Below are 22087 nucleotides of genomic sequence, written 5' to 3'. Positions count from 1 at the left end.
TTTTTTTATTTGGTTGAGGGTTCTTATTCAAAAATTATTTTGAAACTAATCTAAAATTTTAGGAACACCAGCATCTAATAATTTTTTTTCAAGTCTAGGAATTTCTGTTTCGATAAGCTTTATAAGCCGTGGCTTAATTTTATTAAAAAGTGTTTTAGCCATTTCTAAACTTTGCATTTGTGTTTTAGTAGGGCCGTAAGTAGTGGTAAAACCTCGTCCCGCTACAGATAATCGTGAGGCTATAGATTTTACGTCTTTTTCTTTTATTTCCTTTTTTGAAGCATTGCCATAAAGTAACTGCTTTAGTGTATAAACTTCTTGTTTTAGTTTATAAATATCAGTTTCTAAAGTACCAGGGTTTGTTTTAGCATATATAGTTGCTTTATTATAGGCATCTAGCTTTTTAGCTACTATATTAAATTTATTTAATTGTACCTCAAAATCTGTTTTAAAAGTTTTGTAGGCATCTGCATACGCCTCAATTTTGTGTTGATTTGGATTATTAAGGATATTTTGTCTAATTCTTACCACCTCAAAAGTTTGTGAGGTTGCTAAAGATTTAACAGCACCGTTTATTTTAGTATACATAGACACTGAATAAGTGCCTTCACTCGCAAATTGATTAAAATAGTAGTCGTTAGGGTTTTCTGGAATTTTATTCAATTCAACCGAAGATATATTAGGTGTTTTTAAGTTCCAAGCTACTCTATTAAACCCTTTTTTATATGGTGCGTTAATTTTTGTAATAAAATTATCATTACTATCCCTAACAACTAAAATAATTGAAGCACCTTCTTCATTAAGCTCTTCATCTAAAGCATTCCACCCCTGAAAAGGAATATTCTTATCTTCTTTTTTTAGTGCTTTTTCTAATTTTTGGCGTTTAGCTTTTAAGCTTAAAAAATTATCTGGTAAGTAATAAGTAAAAATAGCACCATATTCTGGGTTTTTTGATGTAAAAAAGGAACTGCCTTGGCTAGAAGTGCCACCACTTATAGGTTTGTATTGTAATGCTTTTTTAGGTTTGAATAAAGTTGCTTTTGATAATGCATCTGAATCTAAATTTCTAAGAGGACTGTAGTCGTCTAGAATGTAAAAACCACGTCCAAAAGAAGCAACTACCAAATCATTTTCTCGTTTTTGAATCGCTAAATCTCTAAATGAAATGGTTGGTAATCCTTCTGAAAACTTAGTCCATTTTTCGCCTTGATTTAAACTTACATAAATGCCATACTCAGTAGCCAAAAACATTAAATTTGGATCGATATGGTCTTGTACAATGCGCCAAACCATAGTGTTTTTAAGAATACCGTTTGTGATGGATTTCCAAGATTTTCCACCATTAGTAGTTTTAAGTAAATAAGGTGTGTAGTCTCCAAATTTATGGTTGTCTAATGCAATATATGCTGTGTTTAAATCGTATAAATCAGCTTTGATATCGTTAACAAAAGCAGATTGTGGTACGTTTGGCATACTATCAACCATAAGTTTTGTCCAGTTTACTCCACCGTTTTTAGTGTATTGAACTATACCATCATCTGTACCTGCGTATATTACATTTTCATCTAAAGGCGATTCTGCAAGCGAGGTAATAGTATTGTAGGTAGACATGGCATAAACATCCCAAGCAGCATCCCAGCTTTGTTGCTTACCCATAATAGGTAAGGCTAATCGTTCTTCATTTTTTGTTAGATCTTTTGAGATAGGTGTCCAGCTATCGCCTCTATCATCTGATCTCCAAACGCGTTGTGTACCAAAATATAGGCGTTTAGGGTTGTGGCTACTTACTAAAATTGGAGAGTCCCAATTATTACGTTCATAGGGTTCGTCAATACCTTCTTGCGGTTTTATATACACAGCCTCACCAGTTGTTCTATCTACTCTATGTAAATTACCTTGTTGAGATTGCGCATAAACAATATTAGGATTTCCTGATTCTGTTGCAGGTTGATGACCATCGCCTCCTAAAAGTACAAACCAATCAGAATTTGAAATTCCATTTGTTTTAAATGTTCTAGAGGGGCCACCTTGCGTATTGTTGTCTTGAGTACCACCAAAAATATTGTAAAAAGGCTCAGCATCATCTACAGCTAATTTATAAAATTGAGTTAATGGTAGGTTGTTTACAAATTTCCAAGATTTAGAATTATCAAACGATTCATATATGCCACCGTCTGTACCAATAAGCATATAATTTGGATCATCAGTTTTAAAAGTCAATGAATGATTATCTGAATGTTTGTCAGATTCATTCATAATATAAAATGTTTTACCGCCATCCTCAGAAACTTGTGCTCTTACATCCATTAAATAAAGTTTGTCAAAAATATGTGGAGATGCAATTAATTCTTGGTAGTAATGCGGCCCTGTAGCACCAGAAACTGTGTTAGACATTTTTGTCCAGCTTGCCCCCTTGTTACTTGACCTGTATATGCCACCAGTGCGTCTTTCTAATTCTATAGCAGCATAAATAACATCAGGATTTATTGGTGAAATGGCTAAACCAATTTTACCCATATCAGTTTTAGGAAGTCCTGTTTTTAATTTAGTCCAAGTTTCGCCACCGTCTATACTTTTATGAATGGCAGATCCTGAGCCTCCACCAAGATAAGCTGCAACATTTCTATGGCGCTGCCATGTAGCCGCATAAAGTGTTTTCTCGTCTCTAGGGTCTATAATCACATCTGTTACGCCTGTCCATTCATTATCACTTAAAACAAGCTTCCAAGTATCACCACCATCAATTGTTTTGTATAAGCCACGTTCACCACCAGAACTCCAAAGCGGTCCTTGAGCTGCAACCCAAATTTCATTAGAGTTTTTAGGGTTTACAATAATTTTAGAAATATGTTCAGATTTTTTTAAACCTTTGTTTTGCCAGGTTTTTCCACCATCTTTACTTGCGTAAATACCATGGCCAATACCAATATGTCTTCCACCAACATTTTCTCCCGTGCCAACCCATATAAAGTTTGAGTTGTTGGGGTCTATTGTTATACAGCCAGTTGAATAAAATGATTCTTTATCAGTAAGTGGTATCCAAGTGGTTCCAGAGTTTTCAGTTTTCCATACACCACCAGAGCCCACTGCAATATACCAATTACTAGTGTTATTGGGGTCTATAGCAATATCTGCAATACGACCCGACATAAAAGCGGGACCAATACTTCTAAATTTTAATCCTGATAACGTAGAATCTATTTTAGTTTCTGAAGTTTTTTGAGCAGTTACAGTAAAAGAAGCGCATAACATTAGTAGTAAAGTAATGCATAGTTTTGAATTAGTCATGTTTTGATTTTTTATCAAATTTAACTATTGACCTAAAATAACTTTCAATGTTTAATAAAAAAATAACATTTTGAAAGGACAATATTAAATTTTAAAGTAAACCTGTTAGTATATAGTTAAGAAGAGTGGCAAACTATTGTAATGAATTTTTATGATCCTTTTTAATTAAGTTAAAAGTTGTAGTATTTGCTTACTATATGGATGATTTACTGTTACTATGAAGTGAATTATTAAACTTATAAAGAAAGAGTATTAAATTTTTAATCTGTTTATATCAGATTTTATTGTATTTTCGAGTAATAATTTTTGTAAAAAAATATTTTAAATATAATGTTTTTTTCTTTCAAAAAAATATATAAATTTTCATTTGACGGTTTATTTTTGATTTAATCGATTATTTAATTTCAGAACTAATTTGTTTATTCAATAGATAACCGATTTTTTATTTTAGATAATTAAAATATTTCATAAAATATTTCTTTCAATAATTTCTTTGATTTTTATTTTAAAATACATAGCACATAAATTTTTTTATATGAATAATAATTACCTTTCAAAAAAAATAATTGATTTAAAGAGTTTAAGTTTTTTTTTAATAATCGTAGCCTTTTTATTTCAAGGAATCTCTGCAAAAGCTCAAAACTGTTCTCCTAATGCGGGGCCAGATTTAATTATTTGTGCATCAGATGCTTTAATCCTTTCAGGTTCTGTTTCTAGTCCTGGAGGTAGTCCTTTTACAGGATCTCAATGGGTGCAAATTAGCGGGCCTTCTGTTATTATTGATAATCCTAATGCGCTTACTACAACAGTTACAGGTTATATAGGTGGTAATACTTACGGATTTAGATTAATTGGTAATTGTGCTATAGGTGGCGATAATCAAGATGATATGTTGGCTACTGTACGACCTTTAACTGAAGCTACTATAAGTAATGGAGATATAATTTCTTGTCCATCTAACGGAACCATAGTTTTAAATGGTAGTGCCCCTCAATTCGGAGAAAGTGTTAGTTGGACTACATCTGGAGCTGCAGGTGTTATTTTTAGTGTAGATGATCAAAATGTAACATCTATTACATTACCAGAAACCAGTTGTGGTGTATCTACAGTAAGATATACTATAACTAACGAGGATGCTTTGGGGCCTAACCTAGATTGTGTTTCTTTTGCAGAAATTACAGTTACTAATAGTGGCGGAGAACAAGTTGTAGACGCTGGTCCAGATCAAAATTTAAACCAATGTTACACAGCTACGCAGTCAACAAACCTTTCTGGAAGTTCTGGAGGATGCGGCTTAAACGGCCAACAAGGTACTTGGTCATTTGTAAGTGGCCCATCATCTCCTACCATAGCATCACCAAACAATGCAAATACTTCTGTGTCGCCATTGCAGGCAGGAACATATCAGTTTAGATGGAGTGTAAGTGGGCCATGTGTTAATGGTAGTGATACGGTAACAATAGTTGTACCAGATCCTACACAAGATGTTACCCAATCTAATATAAGTAATAATAATATAGTTTTTTGTGATCCTACCATATCGCAAACCACTTTAGTTGGTCCAGAACCTACATTTGCAGGAGAAGAAGTTTTATGGGAGTACAATGGATCAGATCTAGATATTGTTCTAGATGATCCTACAAACCCAACAACTTTGGTCTCAGGTCTAGATAATGGAAACGACCCATATACGTTTACATATACCATTACAAACCCGAATACATCAACAGTTGATATGCCGGCATGTAATTCAGTTGGATCAGTAACGGTTAGATATAGTAATGCTACTCCATCTATAACGGCAAATATGGGTGATGATATTATTGGGGAGTGTAATGTGTTTCAAATACCAATACCAATTCAAACTTCGGGAGGTACTAGTACAGTTTACAGTATAGTTAGTGGTCCTGTAGACAATTTAAATGCGCCTCAAGAGGTTACCTACCCAACGGCTTTCCAAGGTTTTGATTTTGGAAGCTTTTCTGGTGGTGTTTTTACTTTAGATTTTTTAGACCATTTTGGCTTAACGAGCGTAGCTCAACTTCCTACAGGTACTTATACGATAGCTTTTAGAAGAGAAACTACAGGTAATTTGCTAACTGAATGTACAGACGCGACTAGCACTATTAATGTTACTATAACACGAAGTGCCACCTCACCATCTGCTGGAGGAGATGTTGTTTTAGATTGTAATTATGATGATACTTTAGGTGCCAATTTATCAGGTAACCCAATAACCGTAGGAACATCTATTTGGTCGCAAATTGGAGGGCCTGCAACGACAACTATTAGTGACCCTTTTGCGCAAAGTATAAATATTACTGGTATTACAGTTCCTGGTTTATATACATATAGGTATAATGTAACAGGTGGTCCTTCTGTAGGATGTCAAGCAACACCAGATGATGTCACCATTAGGCTTAACGCAACAACTATTGATACACCTGCAATAAGTACACCAACTCCAGCGAATATCTGTTTTGGTTCAAGTTTTCAAGTTGATGCCAATACGCCTTCTGCTGGTCAAATAGGAACTTGGTCAATTAGTCCTGCTGGTCCTACTTTTATTGATGTTAATGATCCTAGTACCCAAATAGAAAATTTAGCAGCAAATGAAACATATACCGTAACGTGGACAATTGCTTTAGAAAACGCTGTGGGCGCAACGTGTCCTACACCAGAAAGTACAACGATTACTATAAATACTAATAATACGCAGGGGCCGCAAAATGTAGATGCAGGAGCAGATGATTGTCAGGATGCTAGTAGTTTATCTTATGTCTTATCAGGTAGTCTTCCTGTAGCACCAGATGAAACTGGTGTTTGGTCAAGTCCTGATGCAGGTGTAGTCTTTACACCATCAGCAAATAGTAATGATGCAACAGTAACAGTACCATCAGTAGGTTCATATGTTTTAACTTGGACAGTAACTAATGGTGTTAATGGATGCCAATCTGTTTCTGATACTGTAGAAATAACTATAGCAGATAATCCAATATCAAACGCAGGACCAGATCAAACAGATTGTGCTTCGACATTTACAATGGATGCTAATGATCCACTTCCTTCGGGAACAACAGGGCAATGGATTTTAAATGAAGGTCCAGGTGGATTTACCTTTGTAGATGATACTGATCCTGATACTGATGTGACTTTTACATTTTCAGGAACTTATGTTTTTGATTGGGTAGTAACTCGTGGAAGTGGAAACTGTCCTAGTGGAACGGCAACTAGTAGTGTTACTTTAAATGTTGGTATCCCTACAAGTATTCCAAATGTTTTAGAAGATGATATAAATGTATGTAATGCAACTACAACAATACTTCAAGCAGACCCAGTAGGCAATCCTGCTGAAGAAATAGGGTATTGGACTGTAGAGTCAGGGTCACCTAGTGTTCCAACGTTTTCAGATGTAAATAGTCCAACAGTGACTGTTTCTAATTTAGTAACTGGTACGTATAATTTTAAATGGAATATAGTGGGGAGTCCACTTTGTGCTCCACCTTTATCTGCCGACGTAGAAGTAGAAGTGGCAGCTCCAGCAACAGCAGGAATGGACCAGCAATTATGTGCAGCTACAAGTGTTTTATTAGAAGGAACAACAGGTTCTACAGGAACTTGGACACAAACCTCTACTACTGGTACAAATTCTATAATAACAACTACAGGTCCAAATACAGCAAACGCTACTATAACACCCGGAACAGAGTATGTTTTTCAATATGAACCAGATGATGTTACTTTTAATACCAACACAGGATCTGGACCGGCATCCTGTGATCCTGGAGTAAGCTCAGTAACTATAGGTACAATTCCTCAACCACCAGAACCTAATGCAGGTCCAGATCAACAAAAATGTTTAGACGATCCTGTCGCTAATGAGGTTAGTCTTGCAGGGTCAGATCCTTCTTTAATTCCTGGAACTCCTGCAGTTACTGGTCGATGGGAAATTGTATTTCCTGTTGGCGGAGGAGGTGCAAGTTTAACAGATGATACGCAGTTTGACACTACTATGAATATTGTAAATCCAGGATTGTATATACTAGAATGGACTTATACTAGAGGGGCTTGTATAAAGTTAGCCGATGTAGTTAGGATTGAAGCTTTTGAAGCACCAAGTGATGCTATTGCAGGAGCAGACCAACCAAATGCATGTCAGTTTGATGCCCAGTTAAATGCAACACCACCAGCAATAGGAATTGGGGAATGGTCTTTTGCAAATCCAGGTGATGATCCATCTGGAGGTGTTATTGTAATTGATAGTCCTAATTCTCCAACAACAACATTGTCAAATGCACCTGATAATATTAACACACCCTATATACTTACATGGACAGTGTCTAACGGAGGGCCTTTCCCATTAAGCCCAGGTTCACTTTGTGACCCCAAAATGGATACAGTAGAAATTACGTTTCCTGATGCAAGACCTTCGCCGGCAATAGCAGGATTAGATCAAGATATTTGTGCAAGTCAAACAACAATGAATGCATCGCCACTAGCCGAAGGCACCGGGACTTGGAGTCAAGTTTCAGGCCCGAGCGCTGCAACCATACTGTCACCAAATTTTGAAAATACTACCATAACAAATTTAATTATGGGAGCTTATGTTTTTGAATGGTCTGTAACAAATGGAGGTTGTACGTTAACAGATACAGTAAGAGTTGTTGTTAATGAGCAATTAGTAAATGTAGATGCTGGACCAGATCAGCAAGTTGCAGTATCAAGCTCTGTTAGTATGAATGCAACTCCAGCAGGATCTGGAGTTACTGGAACTTGGAGTCAGGTTTCAGGGCCATCAACAGCAAATTTTATCGATCCAAATTCTGAGACTACGCAAGTATCAGGCTTAACTCTAGGAACTTACGAATTTCAATGGACACTTTCAAACGGTGTCTGTACTGATATTGCCGATACTATGATTTTAGAAGTTGTTGGTATTTCAGATTTAGAACTTACTAAAACAGTAACACCGGCATCAGTTAATGTTGGTGATACAGTAACATTTCAAATCGATATTTTTAATAATGATGCGGATCCTTTAAATATGGATGCCACAGGTGTTACAATTGAAGATGTATTACCAACAGGTTATAGTTTAGTGCCAGGTACAGTTTCTAATTCAGGCAGTTTTGATGCTGGTACGCAAACCTTAACTTGGTCTAATTTAAATATATCTAATGGTGCTACTTTAAGTTTAACATTTGATGCTACAGTTAATGCTTCAGGGTCTTACTTAAATACATCACAGATTACAGATAGTACTAATATTGATCCAGATAGTGATACTGATAATGACGATGGCGACCAAAGTGAAGATGATGAAGATAGTGCTACAATAACAGTACAATCAGCAGATTTATCGGTTCAAAAAGTAGTGTCACCAACCAACGTTAGTATTGGTGATACAGTTACTTTCACAATAACCGTGTCTAACGCAGGAGCAGATACCGCTACAAATGTTGAGGTGTTAGATCAATTACCTAGCGGATATACATATCAAAGTGATGATGCTGGTGGAAATTATAATCCAACTACTGGAGTTTGGACAACCGGGTCAGTTACAACTGCTACAGATCAAGTGCTAAATATAACAGCAATAGTAAATGCCCCAACAGGTACTTCAAATGAATATTTAAATACAGCTGAAATTACAAATAGTGACCAAGCAGATCCAAACAGTACACCAAATAATGATAATGGAGATCAAAGTGAAGATGATGAGGATAATGCTGAAATAATATTAGAGCTTGCAGATTTACAGATAACAAAATCTGTTTTACCTCTTTCAGGTTCAGTAGGCGACACAGTTACATTCTCAATTTTCTTAGAGAATTTTGGTCCTGGTGACGCTACTGGTGTTGCTATTGAAGATTTGCTACCATCAGGTTTTGATTTAGTTCCAGGAACAATTTCAAATTCTGGGGTATTTGTTGTAGGTAATAATTCTATAGTTTGGAATGACTTAGCTTTAGGTAATGGTTTATCTAGAACATTAACTTATGATGCGGTTGTAAATGATACAGGAAATTATACAAATAGTGTTCAAATTACGGCGAGTGATTTAGATGATCCAGACAGTGATCCAACAACAGATGATACAGTGGATGAAGATAATGATGATGGTGATAACGACCCAACAACAGGAGGTGATGATGACGATGAAGACACAGTAACATTTGTAATTGAAGAAGCGGATTTAAACTTGGTTAAAACCATAGCACCTACAAGCGCAACTGTTGGGGATACAGTAACGTTTACGATTACAGTTGATAACGATGGCGGGAATGATGCTACCAATGTAGAAGTTGTAGATCAATTACCAGCTGGTTTTACTTATATAAGCGATGATGCTTTAGGTGATTATGATTCAGCCACAGGTTTATGGACTATTGCCACTATTGGAAACGGTAGTGCAGCAACACTAAACATTACAGCTACAGTTAATGCACCAACAGGAACGGTTGGTGAATACAATAATAGTGCTGAAATAACTTCTAGTGATCAATCCGATCCTGATAGTACACCAGACAATGATGATGGTGACCAAAGTGAAGATGATGAGGATAATGCAGAACTTACTATTGATACGGCCGACTTAAGCATCTCCAAAGCAGTAAGCAACGCCACACCAAATGTAGGCGATGTAGTGACGTTCACGATTACATTAAGCAATGCAGGCACAGTAACAGCTACAGGCGTAGCAGTACAAGATGTGGTGCCAGCAGGTTACAGTGCGATAGCAAACATTAGTGGCGCAGGTACAGAAACAGTAACGAACCAAGTAGATTGGTCGGGATTAACCGTATCAGTAGGAGTAGATACGTTAACCTTGACTTTTGATGCTACAGTAGATGCCCCAACAGGCGCAGCGAACGAGTACATTAATGGTGTAGAGATTACGGCATCAGACCAGTTTGATCCAGACAGTGATCCAACAAGCGATGCAGATACGGACGACAATGGCGATGGCATCCCAGACGATGACGAAGCCGAAGTAGGCGTAACGATTCAACAGGCCGATTTAAGCATAGCCAAAGCGATAGATAACACCAGTCCAAACGTAGGCGATACGGTAACCTTCACATTAACGGTTACCAATGCAGGCCCAGATATAGCCACAGGTGTAGCGATAGAAGATATCTTACCAAACGGATACACCTTAGTAACAGTAAACGATGGCGGCGTGCAATCAGGTAACACCGCAACCTGGACAGGTTTAACCGTAGCAGCAAATAACGGCACTACAGTAGTAACGTACGAAGCCACAATAAACGCCCCAGGCGCAGGTATAAGCTATACAAATAGCACGCAGATTACGGCCTCAGATCAATATGATCCAGACAGTGATCCAACCACAGATAACACAGTAGATGAAGACGGTGATGGCAATGGTGATGACGATGATGAAGATACATTGACTATAGCCCCAGTACAAGCCGATTTAAGTATAGCAAAAGGTTTAGCCTCAGGTAGTGCCACACCAAACGTAGGAGATACTCTAGTGTTTGAATTAGTAATTACTAACGAGGGGCCAGATGCAGCCACAGGCGTATCAGTAGAAGATGTATTACCAATCGGTTACACTTTAGGCACTGTAAATAATGCAGGAACAGGCGTAGGCAATACAGCCACATGGACAGGATTAAGTGTGCCATCAAACGGGAGTATCACGGTAACTTACGAAGCTACAGTGAATGCCCCAACAGGAGCAGTAGACGAGTACCTTAATAGTGTACAGATTACTGCAAGCGATCAGTTCGATCCAGACAGTGATCCAACCTCGGATAATACAATAGATGAAGATGGTGATTTAGATGGCGATGACGATGATGAAGATACCTTCAATATTACGCCACAAACAGCAGACCTATCACTAGACAAAACAGTAGCCGATACCAACGGTGCACCAGTAAACGTAGGCGATGTACTTACGTTCAGTATCGCAATAAGCAATGCAGGAACAACAGCAGCCACAGGCGTAAGCATTGACGATGTATTACCAATAGGTTACAGCTTAGTAGCTGGTAGTATCGACAATGGCGGTGTGTTCAATACAGGAGCAACCACCATCACATGGAGCGGACTTAACGTACCATTAGCAGGCACAACAGTAAGCTACCAAGTTACAGTCAATGCCCCAACAGGAGCAGCGGGCGAATACAGAAACGTAGCAGAAGTCACTGATAGCGATCAATTTGATCCAAATAGTGATCCAGACAATGATGATGGCGACCAGAGTGAAGATGATGAAGATGCAGAAGAAGTAACTCCAGCACAAGCCGATTTAGTATTAGCTAAAGGCATAGCGGCAACAAGCAGTGCGACACCAAATGTAGGAGATACAGTAACATTTGAAGTAACGCTAACTAATAACGGACCAGACGAAGCGACCAATGTAAGCGCCAGTGATGTTGTACCATCAGGTTACAGTAGTATTACTAATATAGACAACGGCGGCATAGCGACAGGCAACCAGATCGATTGGACGATAGCAAGTATCGCAAACGGCACAAGCATCACCTTAAGTTACGAGGTAACGGTAAATGCCCCAACAGGAGCAGCAGGTGAGTACAGTAATGTGGCAGAAGTTACAGGTAGCGATCAGTTCGATCCAACCAGTACGCCAGATAATGATGATGGTGACCAGAGTGAAGATGACGAAGATAGTTTCACTATCACACCACAAACCTCAGACTTAAGCATCTCCAAAGCAGTAAGCAACGCCACACCAAATGTAGGCGATGTAGTGACGTTCACAATCACATTAAGCAATGCAGGCACAGTAACAGCTACAGGCGTAGCAGTACAAGATGTGGTGCCAGCAGGTTACAGTGCGATAGCAAACATTAGCGGAACAGGGACAGAAACAGTAACGAACCAATTAGATTGGGCGGGACTAACCGTACCAGTAGGCACAGATACGCTAACCTTAACCTTTGATGCTACAGTAGACGCCCCAACGGGAGCAGCGAACGAGTACATTAATGGTGTAGAGATTACGGCATCAGACCAGTTTGATCCAGACAGTGATCCAACAAGCGATGCAGATACGGACGACAATGGCGATGGCATTCCAGACGATGACGAAGCTGAAGTAGGCGTAACGATTCAACAGGCCGATTTAAGCATAGCCAAAGCAATAGATAACACCAGTCCAAACGTAGGCGATACGGTAACCTTCACATTAACGGTTACCAATGCAGGCCCAGATATAGCCACAGGTGTAGCGATAGAAGATATCTTACCAAACGGATACACCTTAGTAACAGTAAACGATGGCGGCGTGCAATCAGGTAACACCGCAACCTGGACAGGTTTAACCGTAGCAGCAAATAACGGCACTACAGTAGTAACGTACGAAGCCACAATAAACGCCCCAGGCGCAGGTATAAGCTATACAAATAGCACGCAGATTACGGCCTCAGATCAATATGATCCAGACAGTGATCCAACCACAGATAACACAGTAGATGAAGACGGTGATGGCAATGGTGATGACGATGATGAAGATGAATTAACCATAGTCCCAGCACAAGCCGATTTAAGTATCGCCAAAGGTTTAGCCTCAGGTAGTGCCACGCCAAACGTAGGAGATACTCTAGTGTTTGAATTAGTAATTACTAATGACGGACCAGATGCAGCCACAGGCGTATCAGTAGAAGATATATTACCAATCGGTTACACTTTAGGTACTGTAAATAATGCAGGCACAGGCGCAGGCAATACAGCCACATGGACAGGATTAAGTGTACCATCAAACGGTAGCATCACGGTAACTTACGAAGCTACAGTAAACGCCCCAACGGGAGCAGCAGACGAGTACCTTAATAGTGTACAGATTACCGGTAGCGATCAGTTTGATCCAGACAGTGATCCAACGACAAATAATACAATAGATGAAGATGGTGATTTAGATGGCGATGACGATGATGAAGATACCTTCAACATTACGCCACAAACAGCAGACCTATCACTAGACAAAACAGTAGCCGATACCAACGGTGCACCAGTAAACGTAGGCGATGTACTTACGTTCAGCATCGCAATAAGCAATGCCGGAACAACAGCAGCCACAGGTGTAAGCATTGACGATATATTACCAATAGGTTACAGCTTAGTAGCTGGTAGTATCGACAATGGCGGAGTGTTCAATACAGGAGCAACCACTATCACATGGAGCGGACTTAACGTACCATTAGCAGGCACAACAGTAAGCTACCAAGTTACAGTCAATGCCCCAACAGGAGCAGCAGGCGAATACAGAAACGTAGCAGAAGTAACAGCAAGCGATCAGTTCGATCCAAACAGTGATCCAGACAATGATGATGGCGACCAGAGTGAAGATGATGAAGATGCAGAAGAAGTAACCCCAGCACAAGCCGATTTAGTATTAGCTAAAGGTATAGCAGCAACAAGTAGTGCGACACCAAATGTAGGAGATACAGTAACCTTTGAAGTAACGCTAACTAACAATGGTCCAGACGAAGCGACCAATGTAAGCGCCAGTGATGTTGTACCATCAGGTTACAGCAGTATTACTAATATAGACAACGGCGGCGTAGCAACAGGCAACCAGATCGATTGGACGATAGCAAGTATCGCAAACGGCACAAGCATCACCTTAAGTTACGAGGTAACTGTTAATGCCCCAACAGGAGCAGCAGGCGAGTACAGTAATGTAGCAGAAGTTACAGGCAGCGATCAGTTCGATCCAACCAGTACCCCAGATAATGATGATGGTGACCAGAGTGAAGATGACGAAGATAGTTTCACTATCACACCACAAACCTCAGACTTAAGTATCTCAAAAGCAGTAAGCAACGCCACGCCAAATGTAGGCGATGTAGTGACGTTCACAATCACATTAAGCAATGCGGGAACAGTAACAGCCACAGGCGTAGCAGTACAAGATGTGGTGCCAGCAGGTTACAGTGCGATAACAAACATAAGCAGTACAGGGACAGAAACAGTAACGAACCAAGTAGATTGGACGGGATTAACCGTACCAGTAGGAGTAGATACGTTAACCTTGACTTTTGATGCTACGGTAGATGCCCCAACTGGAGCAGCGAACGAGTATATCAATGGTGTAGAGATCACGTCCTCAGACCAGTTTGATCCAGACAGTGATCCAACAAGCGATGCAGATACGGACGATAATGGCGATGGCATCCCAGACGATGACGAAGCCGAAGTAGGCGTAACGATTCAACAGGCCGATTTAAGCATAGCCAAAGCGATAGATAACACCAGTCCAAACGTAGGCGATACAGTAACGTTCACGTTAACAGTAACCAACGCAGGTCCAGATATAGCCACAGGTGTAGCGATAGAAGATATCCTACCAAACGGTTACACCTTAGTAACAGTAAACGATGGCGGCGTGCAATCAGGTAACACCGCAACCTGGACAGGTTTAACCGTAGCAGCCAACAACGGCACTACAGTAGTAACGTATGAAGCCACAGTAAACGCCCCAGGGGCAGGTATAAGCTATACAAATAGCACGCAGATTACGGCCTCAGATCAATATGATCCAGATAGTGATCCAACCACAGACAACACAGTAGATGAAGACGGTGATGGCAATGGTGATGACGATGATGAAGATGAATTAACCATAGTCCCAGCACAGGCTGATTTATCATTAACTAAAATAGTTGTTGATGGCGATACTACGCCACTAGTAGGCTCTGAAATCACATTTGAAATTAGAGTGTTTAACGATGGTCCTCAAGACGCTACAGGAGTTGAAGTACTAGATTTATTACCATCAGGTTACGACTTTGTATTGTATAGTTCTACATCAGGAGTATATGATGAAACGACAGGACTATGGACTTTAGGAACTGTACTTTCAGGAGAATCAGAAACATTATTAATTGATGTTTTAGTTAATGCAACAGGAGACTATTTAAATATAGCGGAAGTAACAGTTTCGGATGTATTCGATATAGATTCAGTGCCAAATAATGATGATGGCGATCAAAGTGAAGATGATGAAGATAATGCTATTGTAACACCAGTAGAATCGGTTTCAGATCTTTCACTTGAAAAAGTTGTGGTAGATGGAGATTTAACACCATTAATTGGTTCGGAAATCACATTCCAAATTACAGTAACTAATGATGGTCCTGAGGATGCAACAGGAGTTCAAGTCACAGACTTGTTGCCTTCTGGATATGACTTTGTACTGTTTAGTTCTACTGCTGGTTCTTATAATGAAACAACTGGATTATGGAATATAGGTAATATAGCTAACGGCGCATCAGAAACCTTACTTATAGATGTATTGGTTAATGCTACAGGTGATTATCTGAATATAGCACAAGTCACTTCATCTGATACAACAGATTCAGATTCAACGCCAAATAATGATGATGGTGATCAAAGTGAAGATGATGAAGATAATGCGATTGTAACACCAGTTGAATCAGTTGCAGATTTATCCTTAACTAAGGATGTTGTTGATGGAGACACAAATCCTTTAGTAGGATCAGAAATCACATTTATTATAACCGTAACAAATGATGGGCCAGAGGATGCAACAGGTGTTGAAGTCACTGATTTATTACCATCAGGTTTTGATTTTGTGTTGTTCAGTTCAACATCAGGTACGTATGATGAAACCACAGGAATTTGGAATGTTGGCAATATTGCTAATGGTGTAACTGAAACTTTATTAATTGATGCGTTGGTGAATGGTAGCGGTGATTATTTAAATATCGCTCAAATATCAGCATCTGATGTTGTAGATAATGATTCTACACCAAACAATGATGACGGCGATCAAAGTGAAGATGATGAAGCTAATGTATTAGTGACACCAGTTGATGCTATGGCAGATTTGTCCTTAGAGAAAACAGTTGTAGATAATGAGATTATGCCTAACGTTGGCGACGAAATCACATTCCAAATTACAGTAAGTAATGCGGGGCCTGATGCAGCTACAGGTGTAGAAGTTATCGATTTATTACCTCAAGGTTTCGACTTTGTGAGATTTAGTGCAACATCAGGAATTTATGATGAAGTAACTGGATTATGGACGGTTGGAACAGTACCAAATGCAAGTTCGCAAAGTTTATTCATTGATGTCATTATTAATGAACCTACAGGGACAGCAGGAGAATATTTAAATGTTTCTGAAATTACAGCAAGTGATGTGATGGACCCTAACAGTGCTCCAAATAATGATGATGGTAACCAAAGTGAGGATGATGAGGATAGTATTTTGGTGATGACAGAAACTGCGGATTTAAGTTTAACTAAGTCTGTAAGTAATATGAATGCTAATGTTGGCGATATAGTAACCTTCACACTTCAAATAAACAATGCAGGAGTTGATGGGGCAACAGGTGTAGCTTTAGAAGATATACTACCAATTGGTTACAGTAATATCACTAACATTAGTAATGGTGGAGAGCTTATTGGGAATATCATAACATGGTCTGGATTAGATGTGCCGTTAACGGGATTAACAATTACTTATGATGCTACAGTAAATATGCCAACACTGCAAGCAGGCGAATATTTAAATATTGCTCAGATAACTGGTAGCGATCAATTTGATCCTAATAGTGAGCCTGATAACGATGACGGCGATCAAAGTGAAGACGATGAGGATAGTGCATTTATAAATACGCCAATTGTTGACTTAGCTGTTACAAAAGAAGTAAACAACGGTAATCCGTCTATAGGTGAAGAGATTATATTTACTATTTCGGTGTCTAATCAAGGAGGTATAAATGCAACGTCTGTAGAAATACTGGACGTTTTACCAAGCGGTTACGAGTTTGTTTCAGCATTAGCATCTTCTGGAAGTTATACAGAGGCTTCAGGATTGTGGATTATTCCTGAAGTACCAGCAGGAGCTACTGAAACATTACAAATTACTGTAGAAGTAGTGGATGTTAATGATTATGTTAATATAGCCTCACTTCAATTCTTAGATCAAATAGATTCAAATGAAAACAATGATACAGATGAAGCTACTATAGATCCACAATGTTTACATGTTTTCAATGAATTCTCACCTAACGGAAATGGTAAAAACGAATTCTTCGTGATTGATTGTATAAATAATTACCCAAATAACGAACTTCAAATTTATAACAGATGGGGTAACGTGGTTTACATCAAAGAAGGTTATGATAACACATTTGACGGCATATCTAATGGTAGAGCAGTGGTAAATAAAAACAAGAAGTTACCTGTAGGTACATATTATTATATTCTTGATTTAGGTGACGGATCTGAACCAAGAGCAGGATGGCTATACATAGTAAGATAATTTAAGAACACAGTATATTTTAAAACACAAGAATTTAAAGATGAACTTAAAATTTAAAATAGTATTTGGTCTAGCTTTGGCGTTTGCATGTTGCCATGTAAACGCTCAGCAAGACCCTCAATACACAGACTATATGTTTAATACATTAACTGTAAATTCTGCCTATGCTGGTTCTAGAGGTCACTTAACGGCCACAGGTTTGTATAGAACGCAATGGGTAGGGCTAGACGGTGCACCAGAAACCCAAAATTTTAGTATTGAATCTCCAGTAGGAAAAAATGTGGGATTAGGGGTTGTTTTGGTAAACGATAGATTAGGACCATCAGACGAGTTTTTCTTAGATGCTAACTTTTCATACACCATTAATTTGAATTATGGGAGTAAGTTGTCCTTCGGAATAAAAGGAGGTTTAAGATTCTTGAATGTAGATTGGTCTAGAGGATCATTCCAAGAGCAAGAAGATGTATTTCAACAAAATATTGATAACAGATTTTTACCAACTGTAGGTGCTGGTGTGTATTGGCATAACGATAATAGTTACCTCGGGCTTTCAGTACCCAACTTTTTAACAACTGAACATTACGATGGCGTACAAAACGCTATAGCTGCAGAGCGTTTACACTATTTCTTAATAGGAGGTAAGGTGTTTGATTTAAGCCCAAGAATAAAACTAAAACCAGCCTTTTTAGGTAAGTTCGTTGTGGGCGCACCAATAATTGTAGATTTATCTGCCAATGTAATGTTTGATGATGTGTTTAGACTAGGATTAGCTTACCGTTGGGATGACTCGGTAAGTGGTTTAATAGGGTTTCAATTAGGACCTAAATTAATGCTAGGTTATGCTTACGATGCTACCACAACACGCCTGAATAATTTTAACTCTGGAACACATGAGATTATGTTACGTTTCGAACTTAGATCTAGAGAAAAACAATTAAAATCACCACGATTCTTTTAAATATGAGCTACATGAAAAATATAATTACACTCTTATTTTTAGCTACTGCCAGCATCACACTAGCACAAACTTCAAATGAAAAAGCTGATAGGTTGTTTGATAGAATGTGGTATAAAGACGCCTCTTCTTTGTATGAGTTAGAGCTTAAAAAAGCCGAAAGGAAAAATAAAGGCTTCAATGTTACAAGCGATTCTACGTATGTAAACCTACTGAAAAGAGCAGGCGATTCTTATTATTTTAATACAGATATGGAAAACGCTCACAGATGGTATGATAAATTAGTTTCAGACTTTTATGCTGATGTTGATGCCGAATATATTTTTAGATATGCACATACACTACAAGGTATTGGTAAGTATAGAGAAGCAAAACGCTGGATGAAAGAGTTTTCTAAAAGAACAGAGAATGAAGATGACCGTTCGCCAAAATTTAGTCAGAAGAACATAACGGTTGAAGATATTTTAGATATAGAACCACGATTTGTACTTAAAAATGTATCAACCAATACAAAGTATTCAGATTTTGGACCCATGTATTATAAAGATAAATTGGTGTATTCATCAGCAGTAGATAGTTCTACATTTCATACTAGAATTTACCATTGGAATGAGCAGCCCTTTTTAAATATGTATTTAGGTGAGCTAAATTCAATAGAATCAGATTTAAAACTAATCGATGAGTTTTCAGATAAATTAAACACGCGTTATCATGAAGCTACATTAGCATTCTCGCCAGATGAAACCAAAATGTATTTTACAAGAAATAATTATAATGGCGATTTAGGACGTGATGGTAAAGGCACAAATCACTTAAAACTGTACAGTGCAGAATTGCGCAATAATGCGGATAGTATACCTACATGGCAAAATGTAAAAGAGTTGCCATTTAATAGTGAAGATTACTCGGTAGGGCATCCAACGGTAAGTAAAGATGGAAAGTTATTATACTTTGTTTCAGATATGCCAGGTTCTATTGGTGCAACCGATATTTTTGTTGTAGATATATTGGAAGTTAATTCAAGCACAGCACAAGATAGTACATTTACAGGCTATTCTAGACCAAGAAATTTAGGCGATAAGGTAAATACTGCAGGACGGGAAATGTTTCCATACATTACCAATAATGCATTGTATTTTGCTTCGGATGGTCACTTAGGATTAGGAGGACTAGACGTATATGAAAGTAGGTTGTTTGATGAACAATTTCAGAATCCTGTTAATCTTGGAGCACCTCTTAATAGTAAACTTGACGATTTTGGATTTATTGTTAATGAAGAAAAAGATAGAGGATTTGTATGCTCAAACCGATTAACGGGTAAGGGCGACGATGATATTTACTCTTTTGTGCGTTTACCTGCACCAGATGGTCTATTATGTGAACAAGCCATACGTGGATATGTATCAAACACCATTACGGGTGAGCGTGTTTCTGATGTAAAAATGACGCTGTTTTCAGAGTCTGGAGAAACATTAGAAACCACTATAACCAATGTAGCTGGCGCGTACAAATTTAATACTGTTTTAGATTGTGCCACAAAATTTAAAGTTACTGCCGATAAAACGGGTTACGAGCCTAAAAATAAACCAGTAGTTACGTTAAATGAAAACGGAGAAACTGTTGTGGCATTAGGTATGGAAACACTTGATGAACTTATTGTTGAGGAAAACGGACTCTTAAAAATTAAAATTGGTATTATTTATTTTGATTTAGATAAGTCTTTCATACGAAATGATGCAGCTATAGAGCTTAATAAAATTGTGTTGCTCATGACACAATATCCTAAAATGGTGATTACAATTGAATCGCATACGGATGCAAGAAACTCGGATGCATATAACTTAAGCTTGTCTGATAGAAGAGCAAAATCCACTCGAGAATATATTGTAAGCCAAGGTGTAAATGCTAGTAGAATTGATAGTGCTACTGGTTATGGCGAATCTCAATTGATAAATAATTGTGCAGATGGTGTAAGTTGTACCGAAGCGGAGCATCAACTTAACAGACGCTCTGAATTTATTATTGTAAAAATGTAGCTTTTAAAACGGTAAATCGCTCAATTAACGTATGTAGATAAAACCAAATATGAATTAGAACATTCGGTAAATAAGAAACAGGCATTTATGCCTGTTCCTTATTTTAGATACTTATGTATTTTTTCTAGTAAACTAATTTTATCAAAAGGTTTAGGTATTACATCATTTGCACCAGCTTGCTTAAAACGCTTTATATCTGCTTTAAACACTTCAGAAGACACTACTACAATAGGTGTTTTTTTATATATTTTTGAGAGTTTACGTATAGATGTTGTTAAATCCATAGCGCTATACCCCTCAACAGTATTAGATAATAATATTAAATCTACATCTTTATCGATAAGATTGGGGATAAGATCTTTACCTTTTGATATGATATTTAAATAAAAATCACCCGCATTGGCTAGTATTTTCAATATAGATAATTGAATCAATTCAGAATCTTCAACCAATACTATATTTTTCTTATTATCATGGTTAGCTTCTAAATTTTCTATTAGCTTTTCCTTTAAACTTTTGTTATATCTCGTAATTTTAAAATTAACGTTACAGATAAATTTACTGCCTTTGCCTAATGCACTTTCAACAGCAATATTACCATTCATTTTTAAAATTAAATGTTCAACAATAGATAAACCTAAACCAATACCACTATTGTTTTTTATATCAGTAGACAATGTTTTGAATCTAGAAAAAATAGATTCATGATGCTCTGGAGCAATTCCTATACCTGTATCATTAACCACAATCTGTAAATTGGCTTTATTAGCTCTTTCGTAATTTAAAGTTATTTTAAGTTCAATTATCCCCTTGTTGGTGAATTTAATAGCGTTGTTGAGTAAATTTCCTATAATTTGTTTCAGCCTATAAGAATCACCGAGTAAAAATTCAGGGAGTTTAGGATCTAGAATAATATTAAATTCAAGATTTTTTTTCGTGGCAAGATGGCTGTAACCTTCAGTAATCTCATTTAAAAGCTGCTTTAAATTGAAAACTTTATCAATTAAAATTAGTTTATTAGATTCAATTTTCGAGGTATCTAAAATATCTTCAATTCTATGTTTTAAGTCTTTATTAGCAGATTTTATAATATTAATATAGTTTTTTTGTTCAGCACTTATATCGCTATCTATTAGTAAATCACTAAAAATTATTGATGCGGTAATGGGGTTTCTTAATTGATGACTAAAATTGGCTATAAAGTTGTTTTTAAACGTCTCTTTTTCTAATAAATACTTATTCTTAAGCTCTAAAACTTGAGAGTTGATTACAGATTCATTTCTGGTTTGAGCTATAAGTTGATAATTATTATAATGCTTAGTTAAGTCTTCTATTATAATAAGGTTAGCGTTATCTTTTTCTGTATGAATGGTAACATCAGCAATTATTGAAATGGCGCCTATATTCAAATTTACACACGAAAATTCAAAGCACTCATTTCTAATTGTCAATATATTTGTGAGTACTTCAAAAAAAGGATGAGTATTTTGAATTTTGAGAGACGGCTTAATAGTAAAT

The 22087-nt window shown here is 37.5% G+C and carries 5 protein-coding genes; 3 read left to right on the top strand and 2 right to left on the bottom strand.

The features are described 5' to 3' along the window. Positions 1-45: 45 nt before the first annotated feature. Positions 46-3288 (bottom strand): VPS10 domain-containing protein, encoded by a 3243-nt coding sequence (locus ACKGJY_RS03855; RefSeq protein ID WP_413972535.1) that lies wholly within the window; start codon positions 3286-3288, stop codon positions 46-48. 535 nt (positions 3289-3823) lie between these two features. On the opposite strand from ACKGJY_RS03855, the gene ACKGJY_RS03850 reads away from it, so the two are divergent. Genes ACKGJY_RS03850 through ACKGJY_RS03840 form a run of 3 tightly spaced genes read left to right on the top strand, consistent with a single transcriptional unit; the run spans position 3824 to position 20569 of the window. Further along, positions 3824-17578: a PKD domain-containing protein gene (locus ACKGJY_RS03850; RefSeq protein WP_413972534.1), complete on the top strand. Its 13755-nt coding sequence runs from the start codon at positions 3824-3826 to the stop codon at positions 17576-17578. 40 nt (positions 17579-17618) lie between these two features. Next, the gene (locus ACKGJY_RS03845; RefSeq protein WP_413972533.1) at positions 17619-18536 is read left to right on the top strand and encodes a type IX secretion system membrane protein PorP/SprF; all 918 of its coding nucleotides are present in this window, start codon (positions 17619-17621) and stop codon (positions 18534-18536) included. Positions 18537-18547: 11 nt separating this feature from the next. Beyond that, a complete protein-coding gene (locus tag ACKGJY_RS03840) occupies positions 18548-20569 on the top strand; it encodes an OmpA family protein (protein ID WP_413972532.1) in 2022 nt (673 codons plus the stop codon). A gap of 98 nt (positions 20570-20667) precedes the next feature. Here the strand turns inward: ACKGJY_RS03840 and ACKGJY_RS03835 are convergent, their stop codons facing one another. Further along, a complete protein-coding gene (locus ACKGJY_RS03835) occupies positions 20668-21978 on the bottom strand; it encodes a hybrid sensor histidine kinase/response regulator (protein WP_413972531.1) in 1311 nt (436 codons plus the stop codon). Positions 21979-22087 lie beyond the last annotated feature (109 nt).

The organism is Hyunsoonleella sp. 2307UL5-6 (genome assembly GCF_047345485.1).
In the GTDB taxonomy this organism is placed as follows: domain Bacteria; phylum Bacteroidota; class Bacteroidia; order Flavobacteriales; family Flavobacteriaceae; genus Jejuia.
The sequence above is the reverse complement of the archived record's forward strand: the minus strand, read 5'-3'. Positions and strand labels throughout refer to the sequence as shown.